Origin of the sequence: Achromobacter insuavis, from assembly GCF_902859645.1 — a bacterium.
Lineage (GTDB): Bacteria > Pseudomonadota > Gammaproteobacteria > Burkholderiales > Burkholderiaceae_B > Achromobacter > Achromobacter insuavis.
On record NZ_CADIJR010000010.1, the window covers coordinates 1 to 25,390 of the forward strand.

Genomic DNA, 25,390 nt, shown 5'->3' on the forward strand with positions numbered 1-25,390 from the left:
CGCCCAGGCGCCGCGCGATGCCGGAACGGCCGCTGCGGCGCCGCGGCAGGCCGCCGCCCTGCAGGCGCGCATCAAGGCGCTGTTCGACCCGTATGGGCGTTTTCCCGAATTCACGCCGCCGCCGAATAGCGACAGTTTGTAAGCCGGGGGTAAGATGGGCGGCGCCCGCGGCCCGGCCGGGGCGGCGCGTCCCGGGGGCCGCGCAGGGAACGTTTCGCGCGGTTCGCCATCGGAATAGAATTGCCCCCTTTCGTGTTCCTCACTCTAGCCAGTAGCCGCCCCTATGGATGCCAACCTCCGCAAAGCCGCCCTTGAATATCACGAGCACGGCCGCCCCGGCAAGATCTCGGTCACGCCGACCAAGCAGCTCACCAACCAACGCGACCTGGCCCTGGCGTACTCGCCCGGCGTGGCGGCGGCCTGTGAGGAAATCGTGGCGGACCCGGCCAATGTGTTCCGCTACACCGCGCGCGGCAACCTGGTCGGCGTGATCACCAACGGCACCGCGGTGCTGGGCCTGGGCAATATCGGCGCGCTGGCCTCCAAGCCGGTGATGGAAGGCAAGGCGGTGCTGTTCAAGAAGTTCGCCGGCCTGGACGTGTTCGACATCGAGATCAACGAAACCGATCCGGACAAGCTGGTCGAGATCATCGCCGGCCTGGAAGCCACCTTCGGCGGCATCAACCTCGAAGACATCAAGGCGCCGGAATGCTTCACGGTCGAGCGCAAGCTGCGCGAGCGCATGAAGATCCCCGTCTTCCACGATGACCAGCACGGCACCGCGATCTGTGTGTCGGCGGCCTTCATCAATGGCCTGAAGGTGGTGGGCAAGGACATCGACAAGGTCAAGGTCGTGACGTCCGGCGCCGGCGCGGCCGCGCTGGCCTGCCTGGACCTGATGGTGGACCTGGGCCTGCCGCTGGAAAACATCTGGGTCACCGACATCGAGGGCGTGGTCTACGAAGGCCGCACCGTGCTGATGGACCCGGACAAGGCGCGCTTCATGCAGAAGACCGACGCCCGCAAGCTGGCCGAGGTGATCGAGGGCGCGGATGTGTTCCTGGGCCTGTCGGCCGGCGGCGTGCTCAAGCCCGAGATGGTGGCCAAGATGGGGCCGCGCCCGCTGATCCTGGCGCTGGCCAACCCGACGCCGGAGATCCTGCCCGAGCTGGCCCATTCGGTGCGCGACGACGTGGTGATGGCGACCGGCCGTTCGGACTACCCGAACCAGGTCAACAACGTGTTGTGCTTCCCGTACATCTTCCGCGGCGCGCTGGACGTGGGCGCCACCACCATCACGCGCGAGATGGAAAAGGCGGCGGTGTATGCCATCGCCGCGCTGGCCGAGGAAGAACAGAACGAAGTGGTGGCGGCGGCCTATGGCACGTTCGACATCTCGTTCGGCCCCGAATACCTGATTCCCAAGCCCTTCGATCCGCGCCTGATCGTGCGCATCGCGCCGGCGGTGGCCAAGGCCGCCATGGAAGGCGGCGTGGCCACGCGCCCGCTGGCCGACCTGGAGGCCTACGAAGAGCAGCTGCAGCAGTTCGTGTACCACTCCGGCGCCTTCATGAAGCCGCTGTTCTCGGCCGCCAAGCGCATCGTGCGCGAAGGCGGTCCGGCCCGCATCGTGTTCGCCGAGGGCGAGGACGAGCGCGTGCTGCGCGCGGTGCAGGTGGTGGTGGACGAAGGCCTGGCCCGTCCCATCCTGGTGGGCCGTCCGTCGGTGCTGCTGACCCGCATCGAGAAGCTGGGCCTGCGCCTGCGTCTGGGTGAAGACGTCGAGGTCACCAACCCGGAATACGACGAGCGCTTCCATCAGTACTGGACCACCTACTGGGAACGCATGTGCCGCCGCGGCATCACCAAGGAAATGGCGCGCGTCGAAATGCGCCGCCGCATGACGCTGATCGGCGCGATGATGGTGCACCTGGGCGACGCCGACGGCATGGTCTGCGGCTCGGTCGGCGCCTATCACGACCACCTGCGCTTCATCGACGAAGTGATCGGCCGCCGGCCGGGCCGCAACGTCTACGCCGCCATGAACATCCTGCTGCTCAACGAGCGCACGGTGGTGCTGGTGGATACGCACGTCAACGATGAGCCGACGGCCGAGCAGATCGCCGAGTTCACCATCGCCGCGGCCAAGGAAATGCAGCGCATGTTCCTGGCGCCCAAGGTGGCGCTGCTGTCGCGCTCGAACTTCGGCTCGGGCAGCTCGGCTTCCGGCGCCAAGATGCGCCGCGCGCTGGAACTGGTGCGCGAAGCCGCGCCGGAACTGGAGATCGATGGCGAGATGCACGGCGACTGCGCGCTGGACGAAGCCCTGCGCCTGCGCATCCTGCCGTCCTCGACGCTCAAGGGCGAGGCCAACCTGCTGGTGTGTCCGAACGTGGATGCCGGCAACATCGCCTACAACCTGCTCAAGACGGCGGCCGGCGGCAACGTCGCGGTCGGCCCGTTCCTGCTGGGCGCCAACGCGCCGGTGCACATCCTGACCTCCAGCTCGACCGTGCGCCGCATCGTCAACATGACCGCGATGACTGTGGTCGATGCCAATACGCCACGTTGAAGTCACCAATGGCGGTCCGGTGTGCCCGCGCACGCCGACCGGCCTGGTCCTGACCGGGGGCGGCGCCCGCGCCGCCTACCAGGTCGGCGTGCTCAGCGCCATCATGGAGCTGCTGGACCCCGACTGGCATTCGCGTTTCAAGAATCCCTTCGACATCATCTGCGGCACGTCCGCCGGCGCCATCAACGCCGCGGCGCTGGCCTGCCGGGCCGAGCGGCCGCACCTGGGGGTGCGGCGCATCCGCCGCCTGTGGTCGTCGCTCAATACCGACATGATCTACCGGGCCGACGCGCCCGGCCTGATCCGCACCGGCGTGCGCTGGCTGGGCCTGCTGTCGCTGGGGTGGATGTATTCCGGCCTGACGCGCAAGCGGCCCCAGTCACTGCTGGACAACAGCCCGATGCAGGAGCTGCTGGGCCGGGTGCTGGATTTTGGCCACCTGCAATCGAATCTGGAGAGCGGCGCGCTGTCGGCGCTGGCGATCACGGCCTCGGGCTACACCAGCGGCGAGCACCTGACGTTCTACCAGGCGCACGCGCCGATCGAGCCCTGGCACCGCTACCTGCGGCTGGCCATTCCCACGCCGATCACGGTCGACCACCTGATGGCCTCGTCCGCCATTCCCTTTGTCTTTCCCGCCCGCCAGATCACGGTGCACGGCAAGGGCGAGTGGTGCGGCGACGGTTCGATGCGGCAGCTGGCGCCGATCAGCCCGGCCATCCACTTGGGCGCGCACCGGGTGCTGGTGATCGGCACCGGGTTCCGCGACGACACCCACCCCGAGCACCGCGAGGCGGCGCCGCCGTATCCCTCGCTGGCCCAGGTGGGCGGCCATGCCCTGTCCAGCATCTTCCTGGACGGCCTGTCGATGGACGTCGAGCGCCTGGAGCGAATGAACTACCTGATCGACCACGCCGCGCCGCGGGAGGGCGACGAGGTCACGGTGCGCCGCATCCAGGTGCTGACGATCACCCCCAGCCGCTCCCTTGACTCCCTGGCGCTGGAACACCTGGGCGACATGCCGGCCCAGGCCCGTGCCCTTTTCCGCGTACTCGGTGTATCGTCCGATCCAAGCCGCCCCGGGGGCGGCGCGCTGATGTCCTACCTGTTGTTCGAGTCCAGCTACACCAAGCGATTGATCGAACTGGGTTATGCCGATACGATGCAGCGTAACGATGAAGTGATCGCCTTTTTCAAGGAGGCACAGGCATGACGCGCAATGCCCAATCTACCCTGCAGAAGCAGTTGAAGCGAGGTGGAGCGCTGGCCCATGACGGGCTGGACAAAAAGGCCGTGGTCGACGCCGCGCACGAGCTCGGCCTGGCACTGTTTGTGGCCAATTGCGACCCGGCCCGCAGCCGCTCCGCGGTGCTGCGCGCCATCGTCAAGGCGGTGGATTTCCCCGAGTATTTCGGCGGCAATCTCGACGCGCTGTACGACTGTCTGTGCGATACCGTGCTGGATCACAAGACCGGCGTGGTGCTGTGGCTGTACAAGCTGCATTCGGGGGATCCGGCGCTGGAAGAAGACGCCGCCCGCATCGAGTCGGTGTGCGCCGACGCCGCCGAATTCGCCCACGAGAATGGCCGCACGTTTGCGTATGTGGTGGAACACGCGGGCAGGCACCCGGATCCCGAACCCGGCGTGGCCGCCGCGCCTTACGGCGAACACGACTGACGACCCCGGGCAGGGCGCTCGCGCCGCCGGCCCGCCGGTCACCTGCCTGTCATGTCGCGGGGGCGCCGATCACCAGCCGAGCAAGGCGCCGGCCGCTGAAATCAAGGCCAATCCCGCTGTTTCCGTGCGCAGCACGCGCGGGCCGAACCTGACGGCCTGGACGCCCGCCTCGCGTGCCTGGGCCAATTCCTTGTCCGACCAGCCCCCCTCGGGGCCCACCAGCAGCGTCAGCGATTGCAGGCCCGGCGTGGCGCCGAGCCGGCCGGCCAGGTCGGCGTCGGCCTCCGGGTGGCACAGCAGGCGCAGGCCCTCGGCGGGTTGCGTCAGCCAGTCGGCCAGCGTCACGGGGGCGTCGACCGCCATCAGCCGGTTGCGGCCGCATTGCTCGGAGGCCGACTGGGCGATGCGCTGCCAGTGCGCCACCCGTTTTTCCAGCCGCGGGCCGGACAATTGCAGCACGCTGCGCTGCGCGGCGATGGGGCAGACCCGGGCGGCGCCCAGCTCCACCGCCTTTTCCACCACCCAGTCCATCTTGTCGCCGGCGGGCAGGCCCTGCACCAGCGTGATGCGGCCGGCCAGCTCGGCTTCGCGCGGATCGAACGCGCCCAACTGGGCGAAACCGGCCTTGCCCTCGATTTCCAGCACCGCCGGATACTCGCCGCCCTGGCCGTTGAACAGCGCCACGGATTCGCCGGCGCGCAGCCGCAGCACCCGGATGGCGTGGTGCGCCAGGGCCTCCGGCAGGGCGATACGGGCGCCGGCGGACAGGGGGGCGTCGCAGAAGAAGCGGGGAGCGGACATGGGTAGTGCGGTGGCGGACGGAAGGCGGACATTGGGGCCGGGCGGAGACCCGGGGCGCGGCCCGGGCGGCGCCCCGGCGATTCAGGGCCTGGCTCGTCGCCGGGTCACCTGAGCGCGTAGCCTACCACCTTGATGCCCCAGTCGATCAGGGTGGGGGCGCTGGACGCCAGTTGCAGCGTCAGCAGGGTCAGGAAGCCCACGGTCATTTTCTTGTCCAGGCGCAGGAGGTCGTGGCGCACCTCGGCCAGGTCTTCGTGGGTGGCGAAGCGCTTGAGTTCCTCGCGGGTGGGCAGTTGCGCGACGACTTCGACGAGTCTGTCGAATTGGTCCTGGGCGGCGCGCCTGGCGATGTCGCGTTCGAGTTCAGCCCTTTCGCGGGCGTAGTCGACGCGTGACAGGGCATAGGCGTGGAGTTCGGCGCGGGCCTCGTCCTGCGAGCGCTTGAGCAGATCGGCCTCGCCCTGCAGGCGGGCTTGTTCCAGCGCCTGCGCCACCGCGATGGCGCGTTCCTCGCCGAGCGCGTTGCGCAGGGCCAGGATGCCGGCGGCGGGAATGGTGAAGCTCAACATGGCAATCATGATACGGATTCCGACAAGGGGCTGTGCCAGGCCATCATGAATCTCGGACCGCCCCGCCGCAATTGTGGCAACTACGCCATGACATCGCTGTCTCCCCCTGGGGTTTGCCGCGATTTCGCCACGGGCCACCGTCCATTTGGCGGACCCCGCCGCCCGTGGCCGGACGGGTCATCCCCAGGTGTTAAAATCGTCTGCTTCGCAACCTACTCAACTGGCCCCCATTTCCTGCGTGGGCGCGCCAGCTTCAAAGAGCCTTCCGAATGAGCAATCCGACCGCCCCTAAACTTGCCTTGGCGGATGCCATCCGCGCCCTCGCGATGGATGCCGTGCAACAAGCGAACTCCGGGCACCCGGGCGCTCCCATGGGCATGGCGGAAATCGCCCAGGCCCTCTGGATCGGCAACCTGCGCCACAACCCCAAGGATCCCGCCTGGGCCAACCGCGACCGCTTCGTGCTGTCCAACGGCCACGGCTCGATGCTGATCTACGCGCTGCTGCACCTGACCGGCTACGACCTGCCGATCGAAGAACTGAAGAATTTCCGCCAGCTGCATTCCAAGACGCCGGGCCACCCCGAAGTGGGCATCACCCCGGGCGTGGAAACCACCACCGGCCCGCTGGGCCAGGGCCTGGGCAATGCCGTCGGCATGGCGCTGGCCGAAGCGCTGCTGGCCGCCGAGTTCAACAAGCCCGGCCACACCATCGTCGACCACCACACCTACGCCTTCACCGGCGACGGCTGCCTGATGGAAGGCATCTCGCACGAAGTGTGTTCGCTGGCCGGCACGCTCAAGCTGTCCAAGCTGGTGGTGCTGTATGACGACAACGGCATCTCGATCGACGGCCATGTCGAGCACTGGTTCGCCGACGACACCGCCAAGCGCTTCGAGGGCTACGGCTGGAACGTCATCCGCGGCATCGACGGCCACGACGCCGCCGCCGTGGACGCCGCCATCAAGGCCGCCCGCGCGCAATCGGAAAAGCCCACGCTGATCGTCTGCCGCACCGTCATCGGCAAGGGTTCGCCCAACATGGCCGGCACCCACAACGTGCACGGCGCCCCGCTGGGCAAGGACGAGATCGCCGCCACCCGCGCCGCGCTGGGCTGGTCGGCCGAGCCGTTCCAGATCCCGCAGGACATCTACGACGGCTGGGACGGCCGCAAGACCGGCGCCGCCGCGCAGGCCGAATGGCAGTCGGCGTTCAACGCCTACGCCGCCGAATTCCCGGCCGAGGCCGCCGAGTTCACCCGCCGCATGAAGGGCGAGCTGCCCGCCGGCTACGCCGACCAGTTCCAGGCGTTCCTGAACGCCACGCTGGAAAAGGCCGAGACCGTCGCCACCCGCAAGGCCTCGCAGTTCGCGATCACGGCGCTGGCCGCCGCGCTGCCGGAAATGCTGGGCGGCTCGGCCGACCTGACCGGCTCCAACTTCACCGACTGGAAGGGCGTCGCCGCCGTCCGCGCCGGCGACAAGGGCATCCAGTTCGGCCGCCACATCAACTACGGCGTGCGCGAATTCGGCATGGCCGCCATCATGAACGGCGTGGCGCTGCACGGCGGCTACCTGCCGTTCGGCGGCACCTTCCTGACGTTCTCGGACTACTCGCGCAACGCCATCCGCATGGCCGCGCTGATGAAGCAGCGCGTGGTGCACGTGTTCACGCACGACTCCATCGGCCTGGGCGAAGACGGCCCGACCCACCAGTCGATCGAGCACGCCTCCAGCCTGCGCCTGATCCCCAACCTGTCGCTCTGGCGTCCCTGCGACACGGCCGAAACCGCCGTGGCCTGGAACGTCGCCGTGACGCGTCCGGCCAGCATCGGCATGGACGTGCATGACGGCGGCCCGACGGCCCTGCTGCTGTCGCGCCAGAACCTGCCGTTCGTGCAACGCGACGCCGCCACCGTGGACGCCATCGCCCGCGGCGGCTACGTGCTGCGCGACGCCGACGGCGCCCGCGCCGTGATCATCGCCACCGGTTCCGAAGTCGCCATCGCCCTGGACGCGCAAGCCCAGCTGGCCAAGGACGGCATCGCGGTGCGCGTGGTGTCCATGCCGAGCACCGACGTGTTCGACAAGCAGGACGCCGCCTGGAAGCAATCGGTGCTGCCCAAGGGCCTGCCGCGCGTGGCCGTCGAGGCCGGCGTGACCGCCTTCTGGCACAAGTACGTGGGCCTGGAAGGCGCCGTGGTCGGCATCGACCGCTACGGCGAATCGGCCCCGGCGGGTGCGCTGTTCAAGTTCTTCGGGCTGACCGCCGACAAGGTGGCCGAGACCGTCAAGCAAGTTCTGTAAAAAAGGAGCCTAGTCATGACCATTCGCGTCGCCATCAACGGTTACGGTCGCATCGGCCGCAACATCCTGCGTGCCCACTATGAAGGTGGCAAGAAGCACGATATCGAAATCGTCGCCATCAACGACCTGGGCGATCCCAAGACCAACGCCCACCTGACCCGCTACGACACCGCCCACGGCAAGTTCCCGGGCACCGTCGAAGTCGACGGCGAGTTCATGGTCGTCAACGGCGACAAGATCCGCGTGCTGGCCAACCGCAACCCGGCCGAACTGCCGTGGGGCGAGCTGAAGGTCGACGTGGTGCTGGAATGCACGGGCTTCTTCACGACCAAGGAAAAGGCCGGCGCGCACATCAAGGGCGGCGCCAAGAAGGTCATCATCTCGGCCCCCGGCGGCAAGGACGTTGACGCCACCGTCGTCTACGGCGTCAACCACGGCGTGCTGAAGTCGACCGACACCGTCATCTCGAACGCGTCGTGCACCACCAACTGCCTGGCCCCGCTGGTCAAGCCGCTGAACGACAAGCTGGGCCTGGAAAACGGCCTGATGACGACCGTCCACGCCTACACCAACGACCAGGTCCTGACCGACGTCTACCACGAAGACCTGCGCCGCGCCCGTTCGGCCACCATGAGCATGATCCCGACCAAGACCGGCGCCGCCGCCGCGGTCGGCCTGGTGCTGCCGGAGCTGAACGGCAAGCTGGACGGCTACGCCATCCGCGTCCCGACCATCAACGTGTCGATCGTCGACCTGTCCTTCGTGGCCAAGCGCGACACGACCGTCGAGGAAGTGAACAGCATCCTGAAGGCCGCCTCGGAAGGCGAGCTCAAGGGCATCCTGGACTACAACACCGAACCCCTGGTCTCGGTGGACTACAACCACAACCCGGCCTCCAGCACCGTTGACGCGTCGCTGACCAAGGTCTCGGGCCGCCTGGTCAAGGTTTCGTCCTGGTACGACAACGAGTGGGGCTTCTCGAACCGCATGCTCGACACCACCGTCGCGCTGATGTCGGCCAAGTAAGCATCGCTGTCGAACCGAAGGGGACGAACAGGTTTTCCGCCACGGCGGAAAGCGGGTTCGTCCCCTTCGTTCGCCAACTCTAGGGAAAGCAAAGCATTATGTCCAAGGTCAATACCCTGTCCGCGCTGGCCAAGGCCGGCGCCCTGTCCGGCAAGCGCGTGTTCATCCGCGCCGATCTGAACGTGCCGTTCGATGACGCCGGCCGCATTTCCGAAGACACCCGCATCCGCGCCTCGGTGCCCGGCATCCGCCTGGCGCTGGACGCCGGCGCCGCGGTGATGGTCACCTCGCACCTGGGCCGCCCGAAAGAGGGCGTGCTGACCGAGGCCGATTCGCTGGCCAAGGTCGGCCAGCGCCTGTCCGAGCTGCTGGGCATGCCGGTGCCGCTGGTGCAGAACTGGGTCGACGGCGTCAAGGTCGAGCCGGGCCTGGTGGTGCTGCTGGAAAACTGCCGCGTCAACGTCGGCGAGAAGAAGGACGACGAGGCGCTGTCGCGCAAGATGGCGGCGCTGTGCGACGTCTACGTCAACGACGCCTTCGGCACGGCGCACCGCGCCGAGGCCACCACGCACGGCATCGCGCGCTTCGCGCCGGTGGCCTGCGCCGGCCCGCTGCTGGAAGCCGAGCTGGACGCGCTGGGCCGCGCGCTGCACGAGCCGAAGCGTCCGCTGGTCGCGATCGTCGGCGGCTCCAAGGTGTCGACCAAGCTGTCGATCCTGCAATCGCTGGCCGACAAGGTCGACCAGCTGGTGGTGGGCGGCGGCATCGCCAACACCTTCATGCTGGCCGCCGGGCTGCCGATCGGCAAGTCGCTGGCCGAGCCGGACCAGGTGGACCAGGCGCGCGCCGTGATCGAGCTGATGAAGCAGCGCGGCGCGGATGTGCCGATCCCGGTGGACGTGGTGTGCGCCAAGGCGTTCGGCGCGGATGCCGAAGCCACCGTGAAGGCGGCCGATGAGGTCGCCGCCGACGACATGATCCTGGACATCGGTCCGCAGACGGCGCAGCAGCTGGCCGCGATCCTGAAGCAGGCCGGCACCATCGTCTGGAACGGCCCCGTGGGCGTGTTCGAGTTCGACCAGTTCGCCAACGGCACCAAGGTGGTGGCGCAGGCGATCGCGGATTCCGAGGGCTTCTCGATCGCGGGCGGCGGCGACACGCTGGCCGCGATCGCGAAGTACGGCATCGGCGAGCAGGTCGGCTACATCTCGACCGGCGGCGGCGCGTTCCTGGAATTCCTGGAAGGCAAGACCCTGCCGGCGGTGGCCGTGCTGCAAGAGCGGGCCAAGTAAGTCGCTGGCCTGGCGCAATGCAAAGCCGCTCCTTTCGGAGCGGCTTTTTTCATGGGCGTGAGCGGTGCGGGCGGAGATCGCCGCCGCCTCGCGAAAAGGCTATTCCATCTTCGCGCCCGACAGCTTCACGATGCCGGCGTAGCGGTCGATCTCGGCGCGCATGAAGTCGCCGAAGGCGGCGGGCGTCTGGCCCGCGGGGACGATGGCGCCCATCGATTCCATGCGCTGGCGCATGGCGGGGTCGGCGGTGATGGCGTTGATGTCGCGGTTCAGGCGCTCGACGATGGCGTCGGGCGTGCCGGCCGGCGCGACGATGCCGTACCAGGCGGAGGCATGCATGTCGTTGACGCCGGCTTCGGCGAAGGTGGGCACGTCGGGCAGGGCGGGCAGGCGCTGGCGCGAGGCGACGGCCAGGGCGCGCAGGGCGCCGGCCTGGACCTGGGCGAGCGAGCCGGTGTCGATCATCATGTCGACCTGGCCCGCGAGCAGGTCGGAGACCGCGGGGCCGCTGCCCTTGTACGGGATGTGCAGGATGTCGACGCCGGTGCGGGCCTTGAACATGGCGCCGGCCAGGTGCTGCGACGATCCCACGCCGCCCGAGCCGTAGTTGAGCTTGCCGGGCGCGGCCTTGGCGGCGTCGACCAGCTGCCGCACCGACTGGTAGGGCGATTGCTTGGGCACTTCGAGGATGTTGGGGATCTCGGCGACGAAGGCGACGGGCGTGAAGTCCTTGACCGGGTCGAAGCCCAGGCGCGCGTACAGGTGCGGGTTGGCGGCGTTGGTCGAGCTGGTGGCGACCAGCAGGGTGTAGCCGTCGGGTTTTTCGCGCACAAAGGCGGCGGTGCCGATGTTGCCGCCGGCGCCGGCCTTGTTGTCGACGATGACGGTCTGGCCCAGGCGTTCGGTCAGGCGCTGCGCCAGCATGCGGCCCAGGGCGTCGGTGGCGCCGCCGGGGGGCCAGGGCACGACCAGCTTGATGGGCCGCTCGGGGTAGGCCTGGGCCTGCGACAGGGCGGGGGCGACGGCGAGCGCGGCCAGGGCGAGCGCGCTCGCGGCGCGGCGCAGGAATGCGTGGGGCATGGAGTCTCCTGATGCGCGGTCCGGCGAGCGGCCGCGCTGTTGTCCGAGGGCCGCGTGGGCGGCGCCGGGGCGGCTTGGGGCCGCGTTTGTTGTGTCCAGGACTCTACGCAATCCGCCACTTGATAAAAAGGGATAAATATTTAAGGAATTTCATTCCTTTTGGGAATGATCTGTTCCGCGCGGGCGCCACCCGGCGGCGAGACGGTTTGATTTGCCATCGGTTTTGGGGACGTAGACTGGTGTAGGCTTGGCGCTCCTCCGCGCCCCGCGGTTTCCTCTCTCCGTTTCCTCCGTTTCACCGCTCCATGACTCTACGATTTCTTCCTGGCCTGAACAATTTCCGGGGCATCACCCGGGAGTCCGCCGGCCGCGATATCGCCGCGGGGTTGAGCGTGGCCGCGGTGGCGTTGCCGGTGGGACTGGCCTATGCCGCGATGATGGGCGTGCCGCCGGTGGCCGGGCTGTGGGCGGCGATCGCCGGCATGCTGGGCTACGCGCTGTTCGGGTCCTCGCGCACCTTGATCGTGGGGCCCGACACCGCCACCTGCACCCTGATCGCGGCGACGCTGACGGGCATGGCGCTGACCACCCCGGAAGACCGCTTGGTGGCCGCCACCGGGATCGCGCTGACGGTCGGCGTGGGCTGCCTGATCGCGCGGGTGCTGCGGCTGGGCGTGCTGGCCAACCTGCTGTCGCGGCCGGTGCTGATCGGCTACATGGCGGGGGTGGCGGTGACGCTGGCGCTGTCGCAACTGAGCGGCCTGACCGGCGTGGGACTGCGCAACAGCGGGCTGGTGCATCCGTTCCTGGAACTGTCGCGGCGCGTGTCGGAGATCCGCATTCCGACGCTGTGCCTGGGGCTGGCGTCGTGCCTGCTGCTGGTGGCGATCAAGCGCTGGCGGCCGACCTGGCCGGGACCGATCATGCTGGTGGTGGGCGCCTGCCTGCTGTCATGGCTGTTCGACTTCCCCAACCTTGGCATCGCGGTGGTGGGCGAGGTGCCGGCGGGCCTGCCGGCGCTGCGCCTGCCGGTGCGACTCGAAGGCGTGGACAACATCCTGCTGGGCGCGGCGGGCGTGCTGGTGGTGAGTTTCTCCAGCGGCATCGTGACGGCGCGCAGCTTCGCCGCGCGCAGCGGCGAACACGTGGACCCGAACCGCGAGCTGGTCGGCTTCGGCGCGGCCAACGTGGCGGCGGGGCTGTTCCAGGGCTTCGTGGTGACCGGGGCCGATTCGCGCACGGCGGTGGGGCTGGCGGCGGGCGGCTCGTCGCCGCTGGTCGGCGTCAGCGCGGCGGCGGCGCTGGCGTTGGTGGTGGGCCTGCTGAGCGCGCCGCTGTATTGGCTGCCGCAGGCGGTGCTGTCCGCGATCCTGCTGCTGGCGGCCACCAGCCTGTTCGACGGCCAGGCCTTCATGCGGCTGGCGCGGATCTCGCGCATCGAGCTGGCCTTCGGCATCCTGGCCGCGGTCGGCGTGGTGGGCTTCGGCGTGCTGCAGGGCGTGGCGGTGTCGGTCGGCGCCACGCTGCTGTACGCCATGTATGTGTCCGGCAATCCGCGCGACGCGCTGCTGGGCCGCTTGCCGGGCGAGTCGGTGCTGGGCAAGATGCACCTGAATCCGCAGGCGCAGCCGGTGCCGGGCACGGTGATCTGGCTGTTCGAATCGTCGGTGTGGTTCTTCAACGCCGACGCGTTCCGGCGGCGCGCGCGCGAGATCATCGAGCAGGCCGGCGACGTCACCTGGTTCGTGCTGGACGCCGAGGCCATGACGCAGGCCGACGCCGACGCGATCGAGGCGTTGTACGAATTGCGGCGCGAGCTGCGCGATCGCGGCATGGTGCTGCTGGTGGCGGGCGGCCATGGCCAGTTCCGCATGGCGCTGGAACGCTCCGGCCTGGCCGACCGCATCGGCCGCGACAAGATCTTCCCCTCGCCCGAACAGGCGGTCGAGGCCATTGAGCGCTGGCGCCAGGGACCGGCGCCGGCCACGCTGTCCTGAGCCTCTGGGCGGGCGACGCTGTCGCCGCCCCGTCCGTCCATGCTGATCCGTCTACGCGACCGGGCCTCGCCGCGCCGGCCGCGGGCGGCCTTCAGTCGATGATGTGATAGCCGCCGTCGATGTACAGCGTCTGCCCGGTCATGCGGCGGGCGGCGTCGGTGGCGAGCCAGGCGGTGGCCTCGCCGACGTCTTCGATCGACACCAGGCTGCGCGCCGGCGCCTTGGCCTGGGCGCGGTCGAGCAGCGCGTCGAACTCGGCGATGCCCGAGGCCGCGCGGGTCTTGAGCGGCCCGGGCGAAATGGCGTGCACGCGGATGCCCTGCGGGCCGAGTTCGGCCGCCAGGTAGCGGGTGGCCGATTCCAGCGCGGCCTTCACCGGACCCATCATGTTGTAGTGCTCGACCACCATCTGCGAGCCGTAGTAGCTCATGCAGAACAGCGCGCCGCCGCCGGGCATCAGCGGTTCGGCCAGCTTGGCCATGCGGATGAACGACCAGCACGACACGTCCATGGCCGTGAGGAAACCGGCGCGCGAGCAGTCGGTGACGCGGCCGTGCAGGTCGTCGCGCGGGGCGAAGGCGATGGAGTGCAGCACGAAGTCCAGGCCGCCCCATTCGGCGGTGATGCGTTCGAACACGGCTTCCAGTTCGCCGTCGCGCAGCAGGTCCAGCGGCATCAGCAGCGATGCGTCGACCTGGCGCGCCAGCGGTTCGACGTGCGGGCGCGCCTTGTCGTTCAGGTAGGTCACCGCCAGCTCGGCGCCCATGGCGCGGAACGCCTTGGCGCAACCCCAGGCAATGGAGTCGGCGTTGGCGATGCCGGTGACCAGGCCGCGCTTGCCGGCCAGGGGCAGGGCGGCGCTCATCGTTGCTTCACCAGGGCCAGGGTGTGCTGCGCGATGATCAGCTCTTCGTTGGTGCGCACCACGTACACGCCAATGCGGCTGTCGTCGCTGGAAATGCGCGGTCCGTGATGCGCATTGCGTTCGGGGTCGAGCTTGATGCCGAGCCAGCCCCAGTGCTCGCTGATGGCCTGGCGGATCTCGGCCGAGTTCTCGCCGACGCCGGCCGTGAAGACGATGCCGTCGATGCCGTTCATGGCGCAGCCCAGGCCGATCATGCCCTCGGCCACGCGCCAGGCGAAGTACTTGAGCGCCAGCCTGGCCGACGGCGCGTCGCTGGCCAGCAGTTCGCGCATGTCGTTGCTGATGCCCGACAGGCCCTTCATGCCGCAGTCGTGGTACAGCACGTGCTCGATGTCGTCGTGCGACATGCCCTGTTCCATCATCCACAGCACCACGCCGGCATCCAGGCGGCCCGGCCGCGTGCCCATGGGCAGGCCCTCGAGCGCGGTGAAGCCCATGGTGCTGTCGACGCTCTTGCCCTGGTGCATGGCGCAGGCCGACACGCCCGAGCCCAGGTGCGCGGCGATGATCTTGCCCATGGCGATCTCGGGCAGCGCCTGGCGCAGCCGCTGCGCGATGTATTCGTAGGACAGGCCATGGAAGCCGTAGCGCCGCACGCCCTGCTGGTACAGCGACTCGGGCAGGGCGTAGCGGTCGGCCACGTCCGAATGGCTGCGGTGGAAGGCGGTGTCGAAGCACGCCACCTGCGGAATCCACGGACGCCGCTCGCGGATCACGCGGATCGGCGCCAGGTTGTTGGGCTGGTGCAGCGGCGCCAGCGGCGTGAAGGCCTCGAGCCGGGCGAGGATGTCATCGTCGATCAGCACCGGTTCGGACAGGTCGGGGCCGCCGTGCACCACGCGGTGGCCGACGGCCAGCGGCGCGCCGCCCAGGTGGCCGCTGAGCCAGGTGCCGACCACTTCCTGGCCGTTTGGCACGTCGGGCGCGTGGCTGGGCGCGATGTCGCGCTCCACCAGCGTCTGGCCGGCGGCGTCGCGCACCCGCAGGCGCGGATGGCTGGTGCCGATGCCTTCGAGCTGGCCGCCCAGGCGCGGCGCCAGGGCCTGCTTGTCGTCGATGTCGTACAGGTAGAACTTGATGCTGGAACTGCCGGCGTTGATGACGAGAATGGTGTCGGACATGGAGTCGATCGCCTCTTGATGCAAGGGACAAGGCGGGGCGGGGGCCCCGCCGCTCATTCACGGCCTGTCGGGCCGGCGCTAGGCCAGCGGACGCGCCTGCTGCGTGGCCAGGTGGTGCGCGTAGATCGCCGCCACCGCGCACGACGCCAGGCGCGAGCGCGGGCTGTCGGCGCGGCTGGTCAGGATGATGGGCACGCGCGCGCCCAGCACGATGCCGGCGGCTTCGGCGTTGGCCAGGAACGTCAGGTTCTTGGCCAGCATGTTGCCGGCTTCCAGGTCGGGCACCACCAGCACCTGGGCCACGCCCGCCACCAGCGAGCGGATGCCCTTGATGCGGGCGGCGTCGGGGCTGATGGCGTTGTCCAGCGCCAGCGGGCCGTCCAGCACGCCGCCGGCGATCTGGCCGCGGTCGGCCATCTTGCACAGCGCGGCGGCCTCGATGGTGCTGGGGATGCTGGGGGTCACCTGCTCCACCGCCGACAGGATCGCCACGCGCGGCTCGCCCAGGCCCAGGCCGTGGTGCAGGTCGATCACGTTGCGGATGATGTCGGCCTTGGTTTCCAGGTCCGGGAAGATGTTGATGGCCGCGTCGGTGATGAACAGCGGCTCGGCATAGGTCGGCACTTCCATGATGAACACATGGCTGATGCGGCGGCCGCTGCGCAGCCCGGTGGCGCGCGCCACCACTTCGTGCATCAGCTCGTCGGTGTGCAGGCTGCCCTTCATCAGCAGCGAGGCCTCGCCGCCGCGCACCAGCGCCACGGCGGTCTCGGCCGCGGCGTGGCTGTGCGGCGCATCGACGATGCGGGCGTCGCCCAGGTTCAGCTTGTACTGCGCGGCCGTGTCGCGGATCTTGAGCTCCGGCCCCACCAGGATGGGACGCAGCAGGCCCAGGTCGCGCGCTTCCAGCGCGGCCGACAGCGACGGCTCGTCGCAGGGATGGGCGATGGCGCAGGCGGCGGGCGCCAGGGTCTGGGCGCGCGCGATGAGCTTGTCGTAGTGCGTGGAGGTGGGCAGACTCATTCCGGTTTGGCCTTGGCGGTGGCGGGTTTGCGGACGCGCACGGGCGCGGCTTGCTTGCGGGCGGCGGCCTTGACCGCGGCTTGCGGCGTGGACTTGGCGCTGGCCGCCGTGGCGGCGCGGCGCGGACGGGCGGCGGGCGTCGCGGATTCGGCCGGCGCGGCATCGCGTTTTGCGGCTGCCGGTTTGCGGGCGGCGGGCCGGGTCGGGGCCGACGGCTCCCGTTTCGCCGTCGCTGCGCGGGCCGCCGTCTCGAAGATCCGTTCCATCTCGGCCAGGCTGGCGCGCGCGGCCGGGTTCAGCGGCTCGGCGGCTTCCAGCACGTGCTTCATGCTCTCCAGCGCCTCGCGGATGGCGGCCGGCGACGAGCCTTCCAGCAGCTTGGGCATGGTCTGCAGCACGGCGGCCGAGTCCAGCCGCATCATCATGGCCTGGTCGCGGGTGATGTCCTTGAATTCCTGCAGCGTCATGGCGTTGCCGGCCTCGGCGCGCATCTTGCGGATCAGCGCGAAGCTGCGCTCGTCCAGGCCGCCCTCGGCGCCGGCCACGTACAGCAGCATGCGGATGGCCGCGACGCGCAGGCCGCCTTCCTGCAGCAGCGAACGCAGTTCGGCGGCGCGCTCTTCCATGAAGCGGCGGTGTTCCGGCGACACGCCGGGGTGGCGGCGCGGCTGGCCGTCCTTGCCGCCCAGGCCGGCCAGATCCTGCACCAGCGGCGAACCGTAGACGCCCATGAAGGTGCGCTCGTCGGCCGAGTCGCGCAGTTCCTGGAAGATGTTCAGGCTGGTCTCGACCAGCTTCGAGAACATCTCCTGGGCCAGCAGGAACGGATTGTCCGGCGCCACCGGCTGGCGATGCTCGCGCACCTGTTCGGCCACCTGGGCGACCGGGGCGATCAGCGGGTTGCGGTCGGACACCAGTTCGTAGGGCAGGCGCAGCGGGTGCAGGCGCTGGCTCCATTCGGCCGACTGCGGCGTCACCAGGGCGCGCACCCAGGGCTGCACGAAGCTGCGATAGATGCCCAGGTTGATGTCGGAGATGCGGGCCACGGCCGCGAAGCGGCGGTCGTCGTCTTCCTTGCGGTCGACGATGGCGCGCACGTCGTCCATGTTGCGCTGCTCGAACGACAGCACGTACTTGCCATAGGCCAGGTCGGCGTTGGGCGTGTCCGGCGTCTTGTCGGCGATCTCGGCCTGGTAGATGCCCGGCGGCAGCACATCGATCATGTCGATGTTGGAAGTGAATTCCTGGTGCTCCTTGCGCGCCACGCTGCCGGACACGAAGATGCCCAGGTGGCCGATGCTTTCATGCACGGCGTAGACGATGGTCTGGTCGTGCGCCAGCACCTCGGCGTCGTCCTGGTACAGGTCGGGGATCCAGCCCAGCGCCTGCGGCGGCGGGGTGATGTTGTCGCCTTTGGAGCAGAACACCACGATCGGCGAGCGGATGTTGCGCAGGTCGATGCGGATGCCGTCGGAGGTGACCAGCCCGGCGGTCGACAGGCGGTTGCCGACGAACAGGTTGTCGACGATGTACTGGATTTCCGGCCCGTTCAGGAAGACGTGGCCGCCCCACCATTTCTCGAAGCTCAGGTAGCGGTCGGCCTCGGTGTCGACCTTGGCGTACAGGTTGTACTGCTTGGACCAGAGCGTGTTGGCGGGGTTGAGGTTCTCGAAGTTCTGCACCAGCCAGGCGCCGTCGAATTTGCCGTCGCCCAGGTCGCTGGTCAGGGCGGTGAGCCAGCTGCCGCCGAGCAGGCCGCCGGCGTAGCGCATCGGGTTCATGCCGCGCCAGCCGGCCCAGTAGGACAGCGGCGCGCCGGCGATGATGATGGGCCCGAACAGTTCCGGGCGCACGGCGGCGGTCATCATGATCTGCCAGCCGGCCTGGCAGTTGGCCACCACCACCGGCTTGCCCTCGGCGTCGGGGTGGCGGGCGATGATCTCTTCCAGGAAGTGCGCCTCGGCCTTCATCACGTCTTCGACGGTCTGGGTCGGCACCGGCTGCGGCAGGAAGGTGGCGAAATAGCAGGGATGGCCGGCGCGCACCGCCACGCCGATCTCGCTCTCGGGCTTGAAGCCGCCGATGCCGGGGCCATGGCCGGCGCGCGGATCGACCACCAGGAAGGGGCGCTTGATCGGGTCGACCGTCACGCCTTCCGGCGGCTTGATGCGCAGCAGGCCGTAATTGACCGGGCGCGGCAGCTCGCGGCCGTCCAGCACGAATTCGTACTCCATGCTGAGCACGTTCGGGGCCCGCTTGGCCATATGGTCGTGGTACTGGTTGCCGCGCTGGCGCATGACGTCGGCGTACAGCACGCCGCGCTGCCAGGCGTCCACGGCATATTCATAGGCGGCCGTCCAGGGGTTGAAGGACGGGGCGGGGACGCGATCGTTGCCGGATCCGGCCATGGCGATCTCCTATAGGTAGCACCCGGCAGCGGGTGCTACCGGACCGGTTCTCCAAGTGGAACCAGCTGACTTGACCCCCCCATTACACCCGAATGGATGTTGCATCGCAACATGGGGACGGTTGATGCAAGTCAAACGCCCGGAACTATCCGTCCCTGCTTGATGCCGGGCCCGCGCCGTGATTCATGGGGCGTGGTGGCACACGGCTTCGATGCGGTTACCGGACGGGTCCGACAGAAAGGCGGCGTAGTAATGCGGATGGTAGTGCGGCCGCAGCCCCGGGGCGCCCTGGTCGCTTCCGCCGTGGGCCAGTCCGGCGGCGTGGAACGCATCCACGGCGGCGCGGTCGGCGGCCTTGAAGCACCAGTGGCGGCGCGCCGGCGGCGTTGGCGACGCCGCGGGATCGGCCTGGACGCTCAGGTAGGTATGGCCGGCATCGCCGGGGCGGCAGCGTTCGCCATAGCCCAGGGCGTCGGCGTGGTCGTAGACCTTGGCCGCGCCCAGGGCCGCCATGACGGCATCGTAGAACGGCCGGGCGCTGTCGAGTCCGGCGACGCTGATGGAGACGTGATCCAGCAATTGCATGGCGGCTCCGGGGGCGGGAATCAGGCGCGGGCCGCCGCGTTGTGCTCCAGCCATTTGCGCACCGAGGGGCGCTGCCACTGGGTCTCGGCATAGTCGCGCAGCGGATCGGGCAGGCCGTCCAGCCACAGGCGGCGCAGCGCCACCGCCAGGTCCAGGTCGGCCAGGCACCATTCATCGAACAGGGTCGACTGGCCCGCGCCGATCAGCGCGCCGGCCACGTGGATCAGCTTGGCCGCGGCCGAATGGCCGGCGTCCGACAGCGGTTCGCCGGCCCGGTCGTAGAAGACCGTCTCGGTCGGGCGTTCCAGGCGCAGCGCGCCCAGGTCGCTGCGCAGCCAGGCCTGCAGCTGGCGGGCGCGGGCGCGCTCGCGCGGCTGAGCCGGATAGAGCGCGGTGCAGGCGGGCGCCGGATGCAGGTCTTCCAGGTACTCCGCGATCGCGGTGGACTCGGTCAGGTTGAAGTCGCCGTGGGTCAGGGCCGGCACGCGCGCGGTCAGGGCGCGGCATTGGTACGGCTGCATGCGCTGTTCGCCGGCGTCGAGGTCGATCATGCGGACCTCGAACGGCAGCTGTTTCTCGGTCAGCGCCACATAGGCCGACATGGCGTAGGGGCTGAGGAACTGGGAATCGACGAACAGCGTAAACGGGGCGCCCAAGTGCATCTCCGGTCAGGCGGTGGATAAAAGGGGACTATGACGCAGAGCGTAACGCAATTGAAGTTTCGCGTGTCGCGCCGATACGTCAGTCGACGATGAAGAGCTTGGCGCCGACGGCGGTGGACGAGCGGTGCGGCTCGGCCTGGTCGGCCACCTGGTAGCTCATGCCGGGGGTCAGCACGAAGGTGCGGCCGTCTTCCAGCTCGGTGTGCAGCTCGCCTTCCAGGCAGAACAGGATGTGGCCCTTGCTGCACCAGTGATCGGCCAGGTAGCCGGGCGTGTATTCGACCATGCGCACGCGCAGGTCGCCGAACTGGCGGGTGCGCCAGTAGGCCTTGCCGGTGTCGCCGGGATGCTCGGTGGGTTCGACCTCGGACCAGTCGGTGGTGCCGAAGGGGATGTTGCTCATCTTCATGGTGGTTTTTTCCTTGGGGGCGGCGCGCCGCGAAAAAGCGGAGGGCTCAGGCGGCCAGTTTCTTCTGCCAGAACATGGCGCGGCCGGTGTCCTCGTCGAGCGAATAGCCCTCGTAGCCGAGCTTGCGGTACAGGCCCTGGGCCACGTCGTTGCCTTCCAGCACTTCCAGCGTGATCTTGCAGCAGTCGAGCCGGCGGGCGCGGTCTTCCAGCGCGGCCAGCAGCTGCTTGCCCACGCCCTGGCCCTGGAACCGGGGCGACACCGCCAGGTCGTGCAGGTTCACCAGCGGGCGGCAGGCGAAGGTCGAGAAGCCCTCGAGGTAGATGGCCACGCCGGCCGCGGCGCCGTCGACCCGCGCCAGCAGGGCGCGCGCCGTGGGCCGCCTGGCCAGTTCCGCGATCAGGTTGCGCTGCGCGTACTCGGGCAGGGGCGTGCTGCCGCCCATGGGGCCGCTGGCGTATTCGTTGAGCATGGCCAGCACCTGCTGGCCGTGTTCCGGGTTGTTGAAGTCGACGTCGATGATTTCCAGCACGATCGGTTCCTGTTCATGGGCGGCCCCGCCTGTGGCGGCGGGTGGCGCGACCGTCAATTATGCGCGAAGCGGCGCGACGGGTCGAAGCGCATTGAAAAATCGCGCCAGAGCCCCTATCTTCTTTCTGTTCAGGGCCGAATCCGGCGCGAGCCGCCGCCTTTGGCTGCAACCCTCACCATGGGCTGGAAAATGGAGTTCAAGGACTACTACAGCATTCTTGGGGTGGAGCGCGGCGCCTCCGAAGACGACATCCGGCGCTCCTACCGCAAACTCGCCCGCAAATACCACCCCGACGTCAGCAAGGAAAGCGACGCCGAGGCCCGCATGCGCGACGTCAACGAAGCCTACGACGTGCTGCGCGACAAGGAAAGGCGCGAGGCCTACGACAACCTTGCCGCCGGCGTCTCGCCCGGGGGCGGCTTCCAGCCGCCGCCCGGCTGGGACGAAGGGTTCGAGTTCCATCGCGGCGCCGCCCCCGGCGAGGAGGCGCAATTCAGCGAGTTCTTCTCGTCGCTGTTCGGCGGCCGCGGCCGCCACGCGCAGGGCGCGGGGCGCGAGCAGGAATTCCGCGCCCGCGGCGACGACCACCACGCGGCCATCGAGGTCGATCTCGAGGACGCGCTGCAAGGCGCCACCCGCGACATCAGCCTGCGCTCCATGACGGTCGACGACCAGGGCCGCCCGCAGGTGCAGACGCGCACGCTCAGCGTGCGGATCCCGCCGGGCGTGCGCGAGGGCCAGTTCATCCGCCTTGCCGGGCAGGGCATGCCGGGCTACGGCGGCGGCGAGAGCGGCGACCTGTACCTGGAGGTGCGCTTCAAGCCCCATGCGCGCTACCGCGCCGAGGGCCGCGACCTGTACATGACGCTGCCGGTGGCGCCCTGGGAAGCCGCGCTGGGCGCCCAGGTCAACGCCCCCACGCCGGGCGGCACGGTCGAGGTCTCGGTGCCGGCCGGGTCCGGCAACGGCCGCAAGCTGCGGCTGCGCGGCCGCGGCATCCCGGGCGATCCACCCGGCGACCTGTACCTGGTGCTGGAGCTGGCGCTGCCGCCGGCCGACAGCGACGCGGCCAAGGCGGCCTATCGCAAGATGCAGCAAGACCTGCCGTTCAATCCGCGGCGCCACCTGGGGGTCTGATCATGAAGAAAGTCGTCATCAGCAGCGCCACCGTGGTGGGCAAATCGCAACCGCTCAGTGCCGACGACCTGGCCCGCGCCTGCGGCGCCGAGGTCGACTGGGTGGTGCAGCTGGCCGAGGTCGGCATCGTCGACGCCAACGGCCCGCGCCCGGCGGAATGGCGTTTCTACAGCCTGGACCTGCAACGCGCCCTGGACGCGCGCCGCCTGGAGCGCGATTTCGGCGCCGGCCTCGACGCCGTGGCGCTGATCCTGGACCTGAGCCAGGAAGTCCGCCGCCTGAAGGCGCAACTGCGCGCGCTGGGCGCCGACGAATAAGGAGACAGACCATGCTGACCCTCTATCACGCGCCGCGCTCGCGTTCCTTCCGGATTCTCTGGCTGCTGGAAGAACTGGGCGTGCCCTACGACACCGAGATGGTGTCGATCCGCCGCCGCGACGGATCCGGCCACATCGCGCCCGACTACATCGACATCCACCCGCACGGCAAGGTGCCGGCGCTGGTGCACGACGGCGTGCCGGTGTTCGAGACCCCGGCCATCGCGCTGTACCTGACCGACCTTTATCCCGAGGCCGGCCTGGGCCCCGTCGTGGGCGACCCGCAGCGCGGCCCCTATCTGACCTGGCTGTCGTATTCCACTGGCGTGTTCGAGCCGGCCATGACCGAGCGCGCCTTCAAGACGCCGCACCAGGACGGCACGATGGGCTGGGGCTCGGCCGACGAGGTCGAGCAGGTCCTGACCCGCGTGCTGCAGTCCCGCCCGTTTTTCCTGGGCGAGCATTTCAGCGCGGTCGACATCGTGCTGGGCGGCTCGCTGCAATTCATGATGCAGGTCAAGGTGATCCCGGAGAACCCGGTGTTCTCGGCCTATGCCGAGCGGCTGGCGGCGCGTCCGGCGATGCACCGCGCGCTGCAGCGCGACGGCGACATCGGCGAGTCCTGATTACCTGAGGCGTTCGCGCAGGTCCGCCTGCCATTGCGACGGGCGGCCCAGGAAGCGGGCGGGTTCCAGCAATTCGCAGGCGCCGTCGCGCTCCAGCGCCAGCGTCGGGAAGCCCGAGCCGCGCAACTGCTCCAGCAGCGCGCGGCTTTGCGCGAAGTGGCGGTCGGTGGCTTCGCCGGCGGCGGCGTCATACGCGGCCTGGAAGGCCGCGCCGTCCAGGCCGATCTCCTCGGCCAGGCGGCGCAGTTCGGCGGGATCGGCGATGCGCCGGCCCTCGACGTAGTGGGCGCGCTGCAACCGTTGCAGCATGTCCAGGCCGCGTCCGTCCAGGGCCTGGGCGGCCAGGATCGCGGTGGTGGGCGGAGCCGAATCGAACACCGCGCCGCGGTCGCGCAGCAGGCCGTCGACATACTCCGGGCCGAACACCTGGCCGGTCAGGCCGGCAATGCGTTCATCGTGCGGCATGACGTAGCGGCGCAACGCCTCGGTGACCGGCTGGCGGTTGCCGCCGGTCATCATGCCGCCGCCGTGCAGCGCGATGGACAGGCCGTCGATGCCGCGGGCGGCCTGCACCAGCGGCGCGGCGCCGTAGCACCAGCCGCACAGCGGGTCGTAGATGTAATGCAGGATGGGAAGGGAAGAGGTAGCCATGGCGCCATGGTAGAGGCGCGTGCGCGCCGGAAATAGCCCGGCGCGGTAGCCACAGTGTTGCGCCGGCCGTGCAGATGATGCACGGCCGGCGCGGGGGCGTCAGCCCGCGATCTGCACGCCGATCCAGAACAGGCCGGCCGCCAGCAGCATCGAGGCGGGCAGGGTCAGGATCCAGGCCAGCAGGATGTTGCGCACCGTGCCGCCCTGCAGGCCGCTCTTGTTGGCGATCATGGTGCCGGCCACGCCGGACGACAGCACGTGGGTGGTGGACACCGGCAGGCTGAAGACGTTGGCCAGGCCGATGGCGCCGACCGCGGTCAGCTGCGCCGACATGCCCTGCGCGTAGGTCATGCCCTGCTTGCCGATCTTCTCGCCCACCGTCAGCACCACGCGGCGCCAGCCGACCATGGTGCCGGCGCCCAGCGCCAGCGCCACCGCCACGATCACCCAGAAAGGCGCGTATTCGGTGGTGGCGGTCAGGTCGGCGCGCAGGCGCTGCAGGTCGGTGCGCTCGCGCGCCGGCAGGCCTTCGATGCGGGCCACCTTCTTGGCGGTGTCGTCCAGGCACAGCAGGTAGCGGCGCACGTCGATGCGCTTGGCCGCCGACAGGTCGGCGTAGTTGCTGACGCCGTGCAGGTCGGCCTGCAGCGCGTCGATGGTGGGCAGGGTCAGTTCGGGATCGCAGCGGAAGGTGCGCGGCAGGTCCGAGGCCGAGCCGGCGCGCTTGAGCGCCAGGAAGTCGCCCAGCATGGCTTCGTTGCGCTGGTAGAACGCGCTCAGGTGGGTGGCGGCGTCGCGCGTGCGCTCGATCTGGTAGGTGGTGCTGTTGGTGTCCAGCACGAAGTTGGCCGGCACGATGCCGATCAGCACCAGCATGATCAGGCCGATGCCTTTCTGGCCGTCGTTCGAGCCATGCACGAAGCTCACGCCCATGGCCGACAGCACCAGCACCAGGCGATTCCAGAACGGCGGGTGCTTCTTGTTGTCGATGGCGCGGCGCTGCTCGGGCGTCTTGTGCATCTTCGACAGCGGCAGCCAGCGCTTGAGCGCCAGCAGCAGGCCGCCCGCGACCAGGAAGCCGGCCACCGGCGACACCACCAGCGAGGCGCCGATGTCGATCGCCTTGCCCCAGTTCACGCCCTCGGCCAGCGGCAGGTCGGCGATCAGCGCGTTGGCCAGGCCCACGCCCAGGATCGAGCCGATCAGCGTGTGCGAGCTGGAGGCCGGAATGCCGAAATACCAAGTGCCCAGGTTCCAGGCGATGGCGGCGGCCAGCATGGCGAACACCATGGCCAGCCCGCGTCCGGTATCGACGTTGATCAGCAGCTCCACCGGCAGCAGGTGGACGATGGCGTAGGCCACGCCCACGCCGCCGAGCAGCACGCCGAGGAAGTTGAAGATGCCGGAAAGCACCACCGCCAGATGCGGCGGCATGGCCTTGGTGTAGATGACCGTCGCGACGGCGTTCGCCGTGTCGTGGAAGCCATTGATGAATTCGAAGGCCAGGACGAACGTCAGGGCCAATGCAAGGCTGAGGCCAACCCAGAGGTCGAGGCCGTGAAAGAGGGTGGACATGGAGGCGGGGGAGGATCCGGCGGAGGCCAGATTATTACAGATTTGTGACCTGTCCCTGGTTGCGTCAGACAACTTTTGCCGTCCGCCATGACCGCCGGC

Annotated in this window: 23 protein-coding genes; 10 read left to right on the plus strand and 13 right to left on the minus strand. The window is 69.2% G+C overall.

What is annotated here, in order from left to right; all coding sequences use genetic code 11:
• The first annotated feature begins 283 nt into the window (after nucleotides 1-283).
• Genes H0523_RS07845 through H0523_RS07855 form a run of 3 tightly spaced genes read left to right on the plus strand, consistent with a single transcriptional unit; the run spans nucleotide 284 to nucleotide 4,249 of the window.
• Complete coding sequence (locus H0523_RS07845) at nucleotides 284-2,572, plus strand: NADP-dependent malic enzyme (protein WP_054428540.1); 2,289 nt, start codon at nucleotides 284-286, stop codon at nucleotides 2,570-2,572.
• Nucleotides 2,553-3,785, plus strand: a complete 1,233-nt coding sequence (locus H0523_RS07850; RefSeq protein WP_231689738.1) for a patatin-like phospholipase family protein — start codon at nucleotides 2,553-2,555, stop codon at nucleotides 3,783-3,785. The genes H0523_RS07845 and H0523_RS07850 overlap by 20 nt, the downstream gene beginning before the upstream one ends.
• Nucleotides 3,782-4,249, plus strand: coding sequence for a barstar family protein (locus tag H0523_RS07855; RefSeq protein ID WP_054428539.1), 468 nt, complete (start codon nucleotides 3,782-3,784; stop codon nucleotides 4,247-4,249). Before H0523_RS07850 ends, H0523_RS07855 begins: the two co-directional genes overlap by 4 nt.
• A 69-nt stretch (nucleotides 4,250-4,318) precedes the next feature.
• On the opposite strand, the gene H0523_RS07860 is transcribed toward H0523_RS07855, so the two are convergent.
• A complete protein-coding gene (locus H0523_RS07860) occupies nucleotides 4,319-5,050 on the minus strand; it encodes a 16S rRNA (uracil(1498)-N(3))-methyltransferase (RefSeq protein WP_054428538.1) in 732 nt (243 codons plus the stop codon).
• Between the two features lie 104 nt (nucleotides 5,051-5,154).
• On the minus strand, nucleotides 5,155-5,628 hold the full coding sequence (locus H0523_RS07865) for a hypothetical protein (RefSeq protein ID WP_054428537.1): 474 nt from the start codon (nucleotides 5,626-5,628) through the stop codon (nucleotides 5,155-5,157).
• Between the two features lie 260 nt (nucleotides 5,629-5,888).
• Between H0523_RS07865 and tkt the strand changes: the two genes are divergently transcribed.
• From tkt to H0523_RS07880, 3 genes are all read left to right on the plus strand, one after another.
• Nucleotides 5,889-7,925 (plus strand): transketolase, encoded by a 2,037-nt coding sequence (gene tkt, locus H0523_RS07870; protein ID WP_054428536.1) that lies wholly within the window; start codon nucleotides 5,889-5,891, stop codon nucleotides 7,923-7,925.
• A 15-nt stretch (nucleotides 7,926-7,940) separates the two neighbouring features.
• Entirely contained in the window at nucleotides 7,941-8,951 is a 1,011-nt protein-coding gene (gene gap, locus H0523_RS07875) for a type I glyceraldehyde-3-phosphate dehydrogenase (protein WP_006390861.1), read from the plus strand.
• A gap of 98 nt (nucleotides 8,952-9,049) precedes the next feature.
• Nucleotides 9,050-10,243, plus strand: coding sequence for a phosphoglycerate kinase (locus H0523_RS07880; RefSeq protein ID WP_054428535.1), 1,194 nt, complete (start codon nucleotides 9,050-9,052; stop codon nucleotides 10,241-10,243).
• Nucleotides 10,244-10,342: 99 nt separating this feature from the next.
• On the opposite strand, the gene H0523_RS07885 is transcribed toward H0523_RS07880, so the two are convergent.
• Nucleotides 10,343-11,323, minus strand: a complete 981-nt coding sequence (locus tag H0523_RS07885) for a Bug family tripartite tricarboxylate transporter substrate binding protein (RefSeq protein ID WP_054428534.1) — start codon at nucleotides 11,321-11,323, stop codon at nucleotides 10,343-10,345.
• 305 nt (nucleotides 11,324-11,628) lie between these two features.
• On the opposite strand from H0523_RS07885, the gene H0523_RS07890 reads away from it, so the two are divergent.
• Nucleotides 11,629-13,320, plus strand: a complete 1,692-nt coding sequence (locus tag H0523_RS07890) for a SulP family inorganic anion transporter (protein ID WP_082404283.1) — start codon at nucleotides 11,629-11,631, stop codon at nucleotides 13,318-13,320.
• A 91-nt stretch (nucleotides 13,321-13,411) separates the two neighbouring features.
• Here H0523_RS07890 and fabI read toward each other — a convergent pair whose 3' ends face one another.
• The 8 genes from fabI to H0523_RS07930 form a co-directional block, all read right to left on the minus strand.
• Nucleotides 13,412-14,185 carry an enoyl-ACP reductase FabI gene (fabI, locus tag H0523_RS07895; protein ID WP_054428533.1) on the minus strand — a complete coding sequence of 258 codons (774 nt, stop codon included), beginning with the start codon at nucleotides 14,183-14,185 and terminating at the stop codon, nucleotides 13,412-13,414.
• Nucleotides 14,182-15,366, minus strand: a complete 1,185-nt coding sequence (locus H0523_RS07900; RefSeq protein ID WP_054429211.1) for an acetate/propionate family kinase — start codon at nucleotides 15,364-15,366, stop codon at nucleotides 14,182-14,184. Before H0523_RS07900 ends, fabI begins: the two co-directional genes overlap by 4 nt.
• A 78-nt stretch (nucleotides 15,367-15,444) precedes the next feature.
• Nucleotides 15,445-16,389, minus strand: coding sequence for a phosphate acetyltransferase (locus H0523_RS07905; RefSeq protein WP_006390855.1), 945 nt, complete (start codon nucleotides 16,387-16,389; stop codon nucleotides 15,445-15,447).
• Complete coding sequence (locus tag H0523_RS07910) at nucleotides 16,386-18,797, minus strand: DUF3141 domain-containing protein (RefSeq protein ID WP_054428532.1); 2,412 nt, start codon at nucleotides 18,795-18,797, stop codon at nucleotides 16,386-16,388. Before H0523_RS07910 ends, H0523_RS07905 begins: the two co-directional genes overlap by 4 nt.
• Before the next feature lie 183 nt (nucleotides 18,798-18,980).
• A complete protein-coding gene (locus tag H0523_RS07915; protein WP_054428531.1) occupies nucleotides 18,981-19,382 on the minus strand; it encodes a VOC family protein in 402 nt (133 codons plus the stop codon).
• Between the two features lie 20 nt (nucleotides 19,383-19,402).
• Entirely contained in the window at nucleotides 19,403-20,038 is a 636-nt protein-coding gene (gene yfcF / locus H0523_RS07920; RefSeq protein ID WP_082404281.1) for a glutathione transferase, read from the minus strand.
• An 85-nt stretch (nucleotides 20,039-20,123) separates the two neighbouring features.
• Complete coding sequence (locus H0523_RS07925) at nucleotides 20,124-20,453, minus strand: DHCW motif cupin fold protein (protein WP_006390851.1); 330 nt, start codon at nucleotides 20,451-20,453, stop codon at nucleotides 20,124-20,126.
• 46 nt (nucleotides 20,454-20,499) lie between these two features.
• Nucleotides 20,500-20,985 (minus strand): GNAT family N-acetyltransferase, encoded by a 486-nt coding sequence (locus tag H0523_RS07930; protein WP_054428529.1) that lies wholly within the window; start codon nucleotides 20,983-20,985, stop codon nucleotides 20,500-20,502.
• 189 nt (nucleotides 20,986-21,174) lie between these two features.
• On the opposite strand from H0523_RS07930, the gene H0523_RS07935 reads away from it, so the two are divergent.
• From H0523_RS07935 to H0523_RS07945, 3 genes are read left to right on the plus strand one after another with little or no spacing between them, the layout of a single operon-like run.
• Nucleotides 21,175-22,122 (plus strand): DnaJ C-terminal domain-containing protein, encoded by a 948-nt coding sequence (locus tag H0523_RS07935; RefSeq protein WP_054428528.1) that lies wholly within the window; start codon nucleotides 21,175-21,177, stop codon nucleotides 22,120-22,122.
• Nucleotides 22,123-22,124: 2 nt separating this feature from the next.
• Nucleotides 22,125-22,439 (plus strand): chaperone modulator CbpM, encoded by a 315-nt coding sequence (locus tag H0523_RS07940; RefSeq protein ID WP_054428527.1) that lies wholly within the window; start codon nucleotides 22,125-22,127, stop codon nucleotides 22,437-22,439.
• 11 nt (nucleotides 22,440-22,450) lie between these two features.
• Nucleotides 22,451-23,065 carry a glutathione S-transferase family protein gene (locus tag H0523_RS07945; RefSeq protein WP_054428526.1) on the plus strand — a complete coding sequence of 205 codons (615 nt, stop codon included), beginning with the start codon at nucleotides 22,451-22,453 and terminating at the stop codon, nucleotides 23,063-23,065.
• Here H0523_RS07945 and H0523_RS07950 read toward each other — a convergent pair whose 3' ends face one another.
• Nucleotides 23,066-23,716: a DsbA family protein gene (locus tag H0523_RS07950; RefSeq protein ID WP_054428525.1), complete on the minus strand. Its 651-nt coding sequence runs from the start codon at nucleotides 23,714-23,716 to the stop codon at nucleotides 23,066-23,068. It lies immediately after the preceding gene.
• Nucleotides 23,717-23,815: 99 nt separating this feature from the next.
• A complete protein-coding gene (locus H0523_RS07955; RefSeq protein WP_054428524.1) occupies nucleotides 23,816-25,291 on the minus strand; it encodes an inorganic phosphate transporter in 1,476 nt (491 codons plus the stop codon).
• Nucleotides 25,292-25,390: the final 99 nt, after the last annotated feature.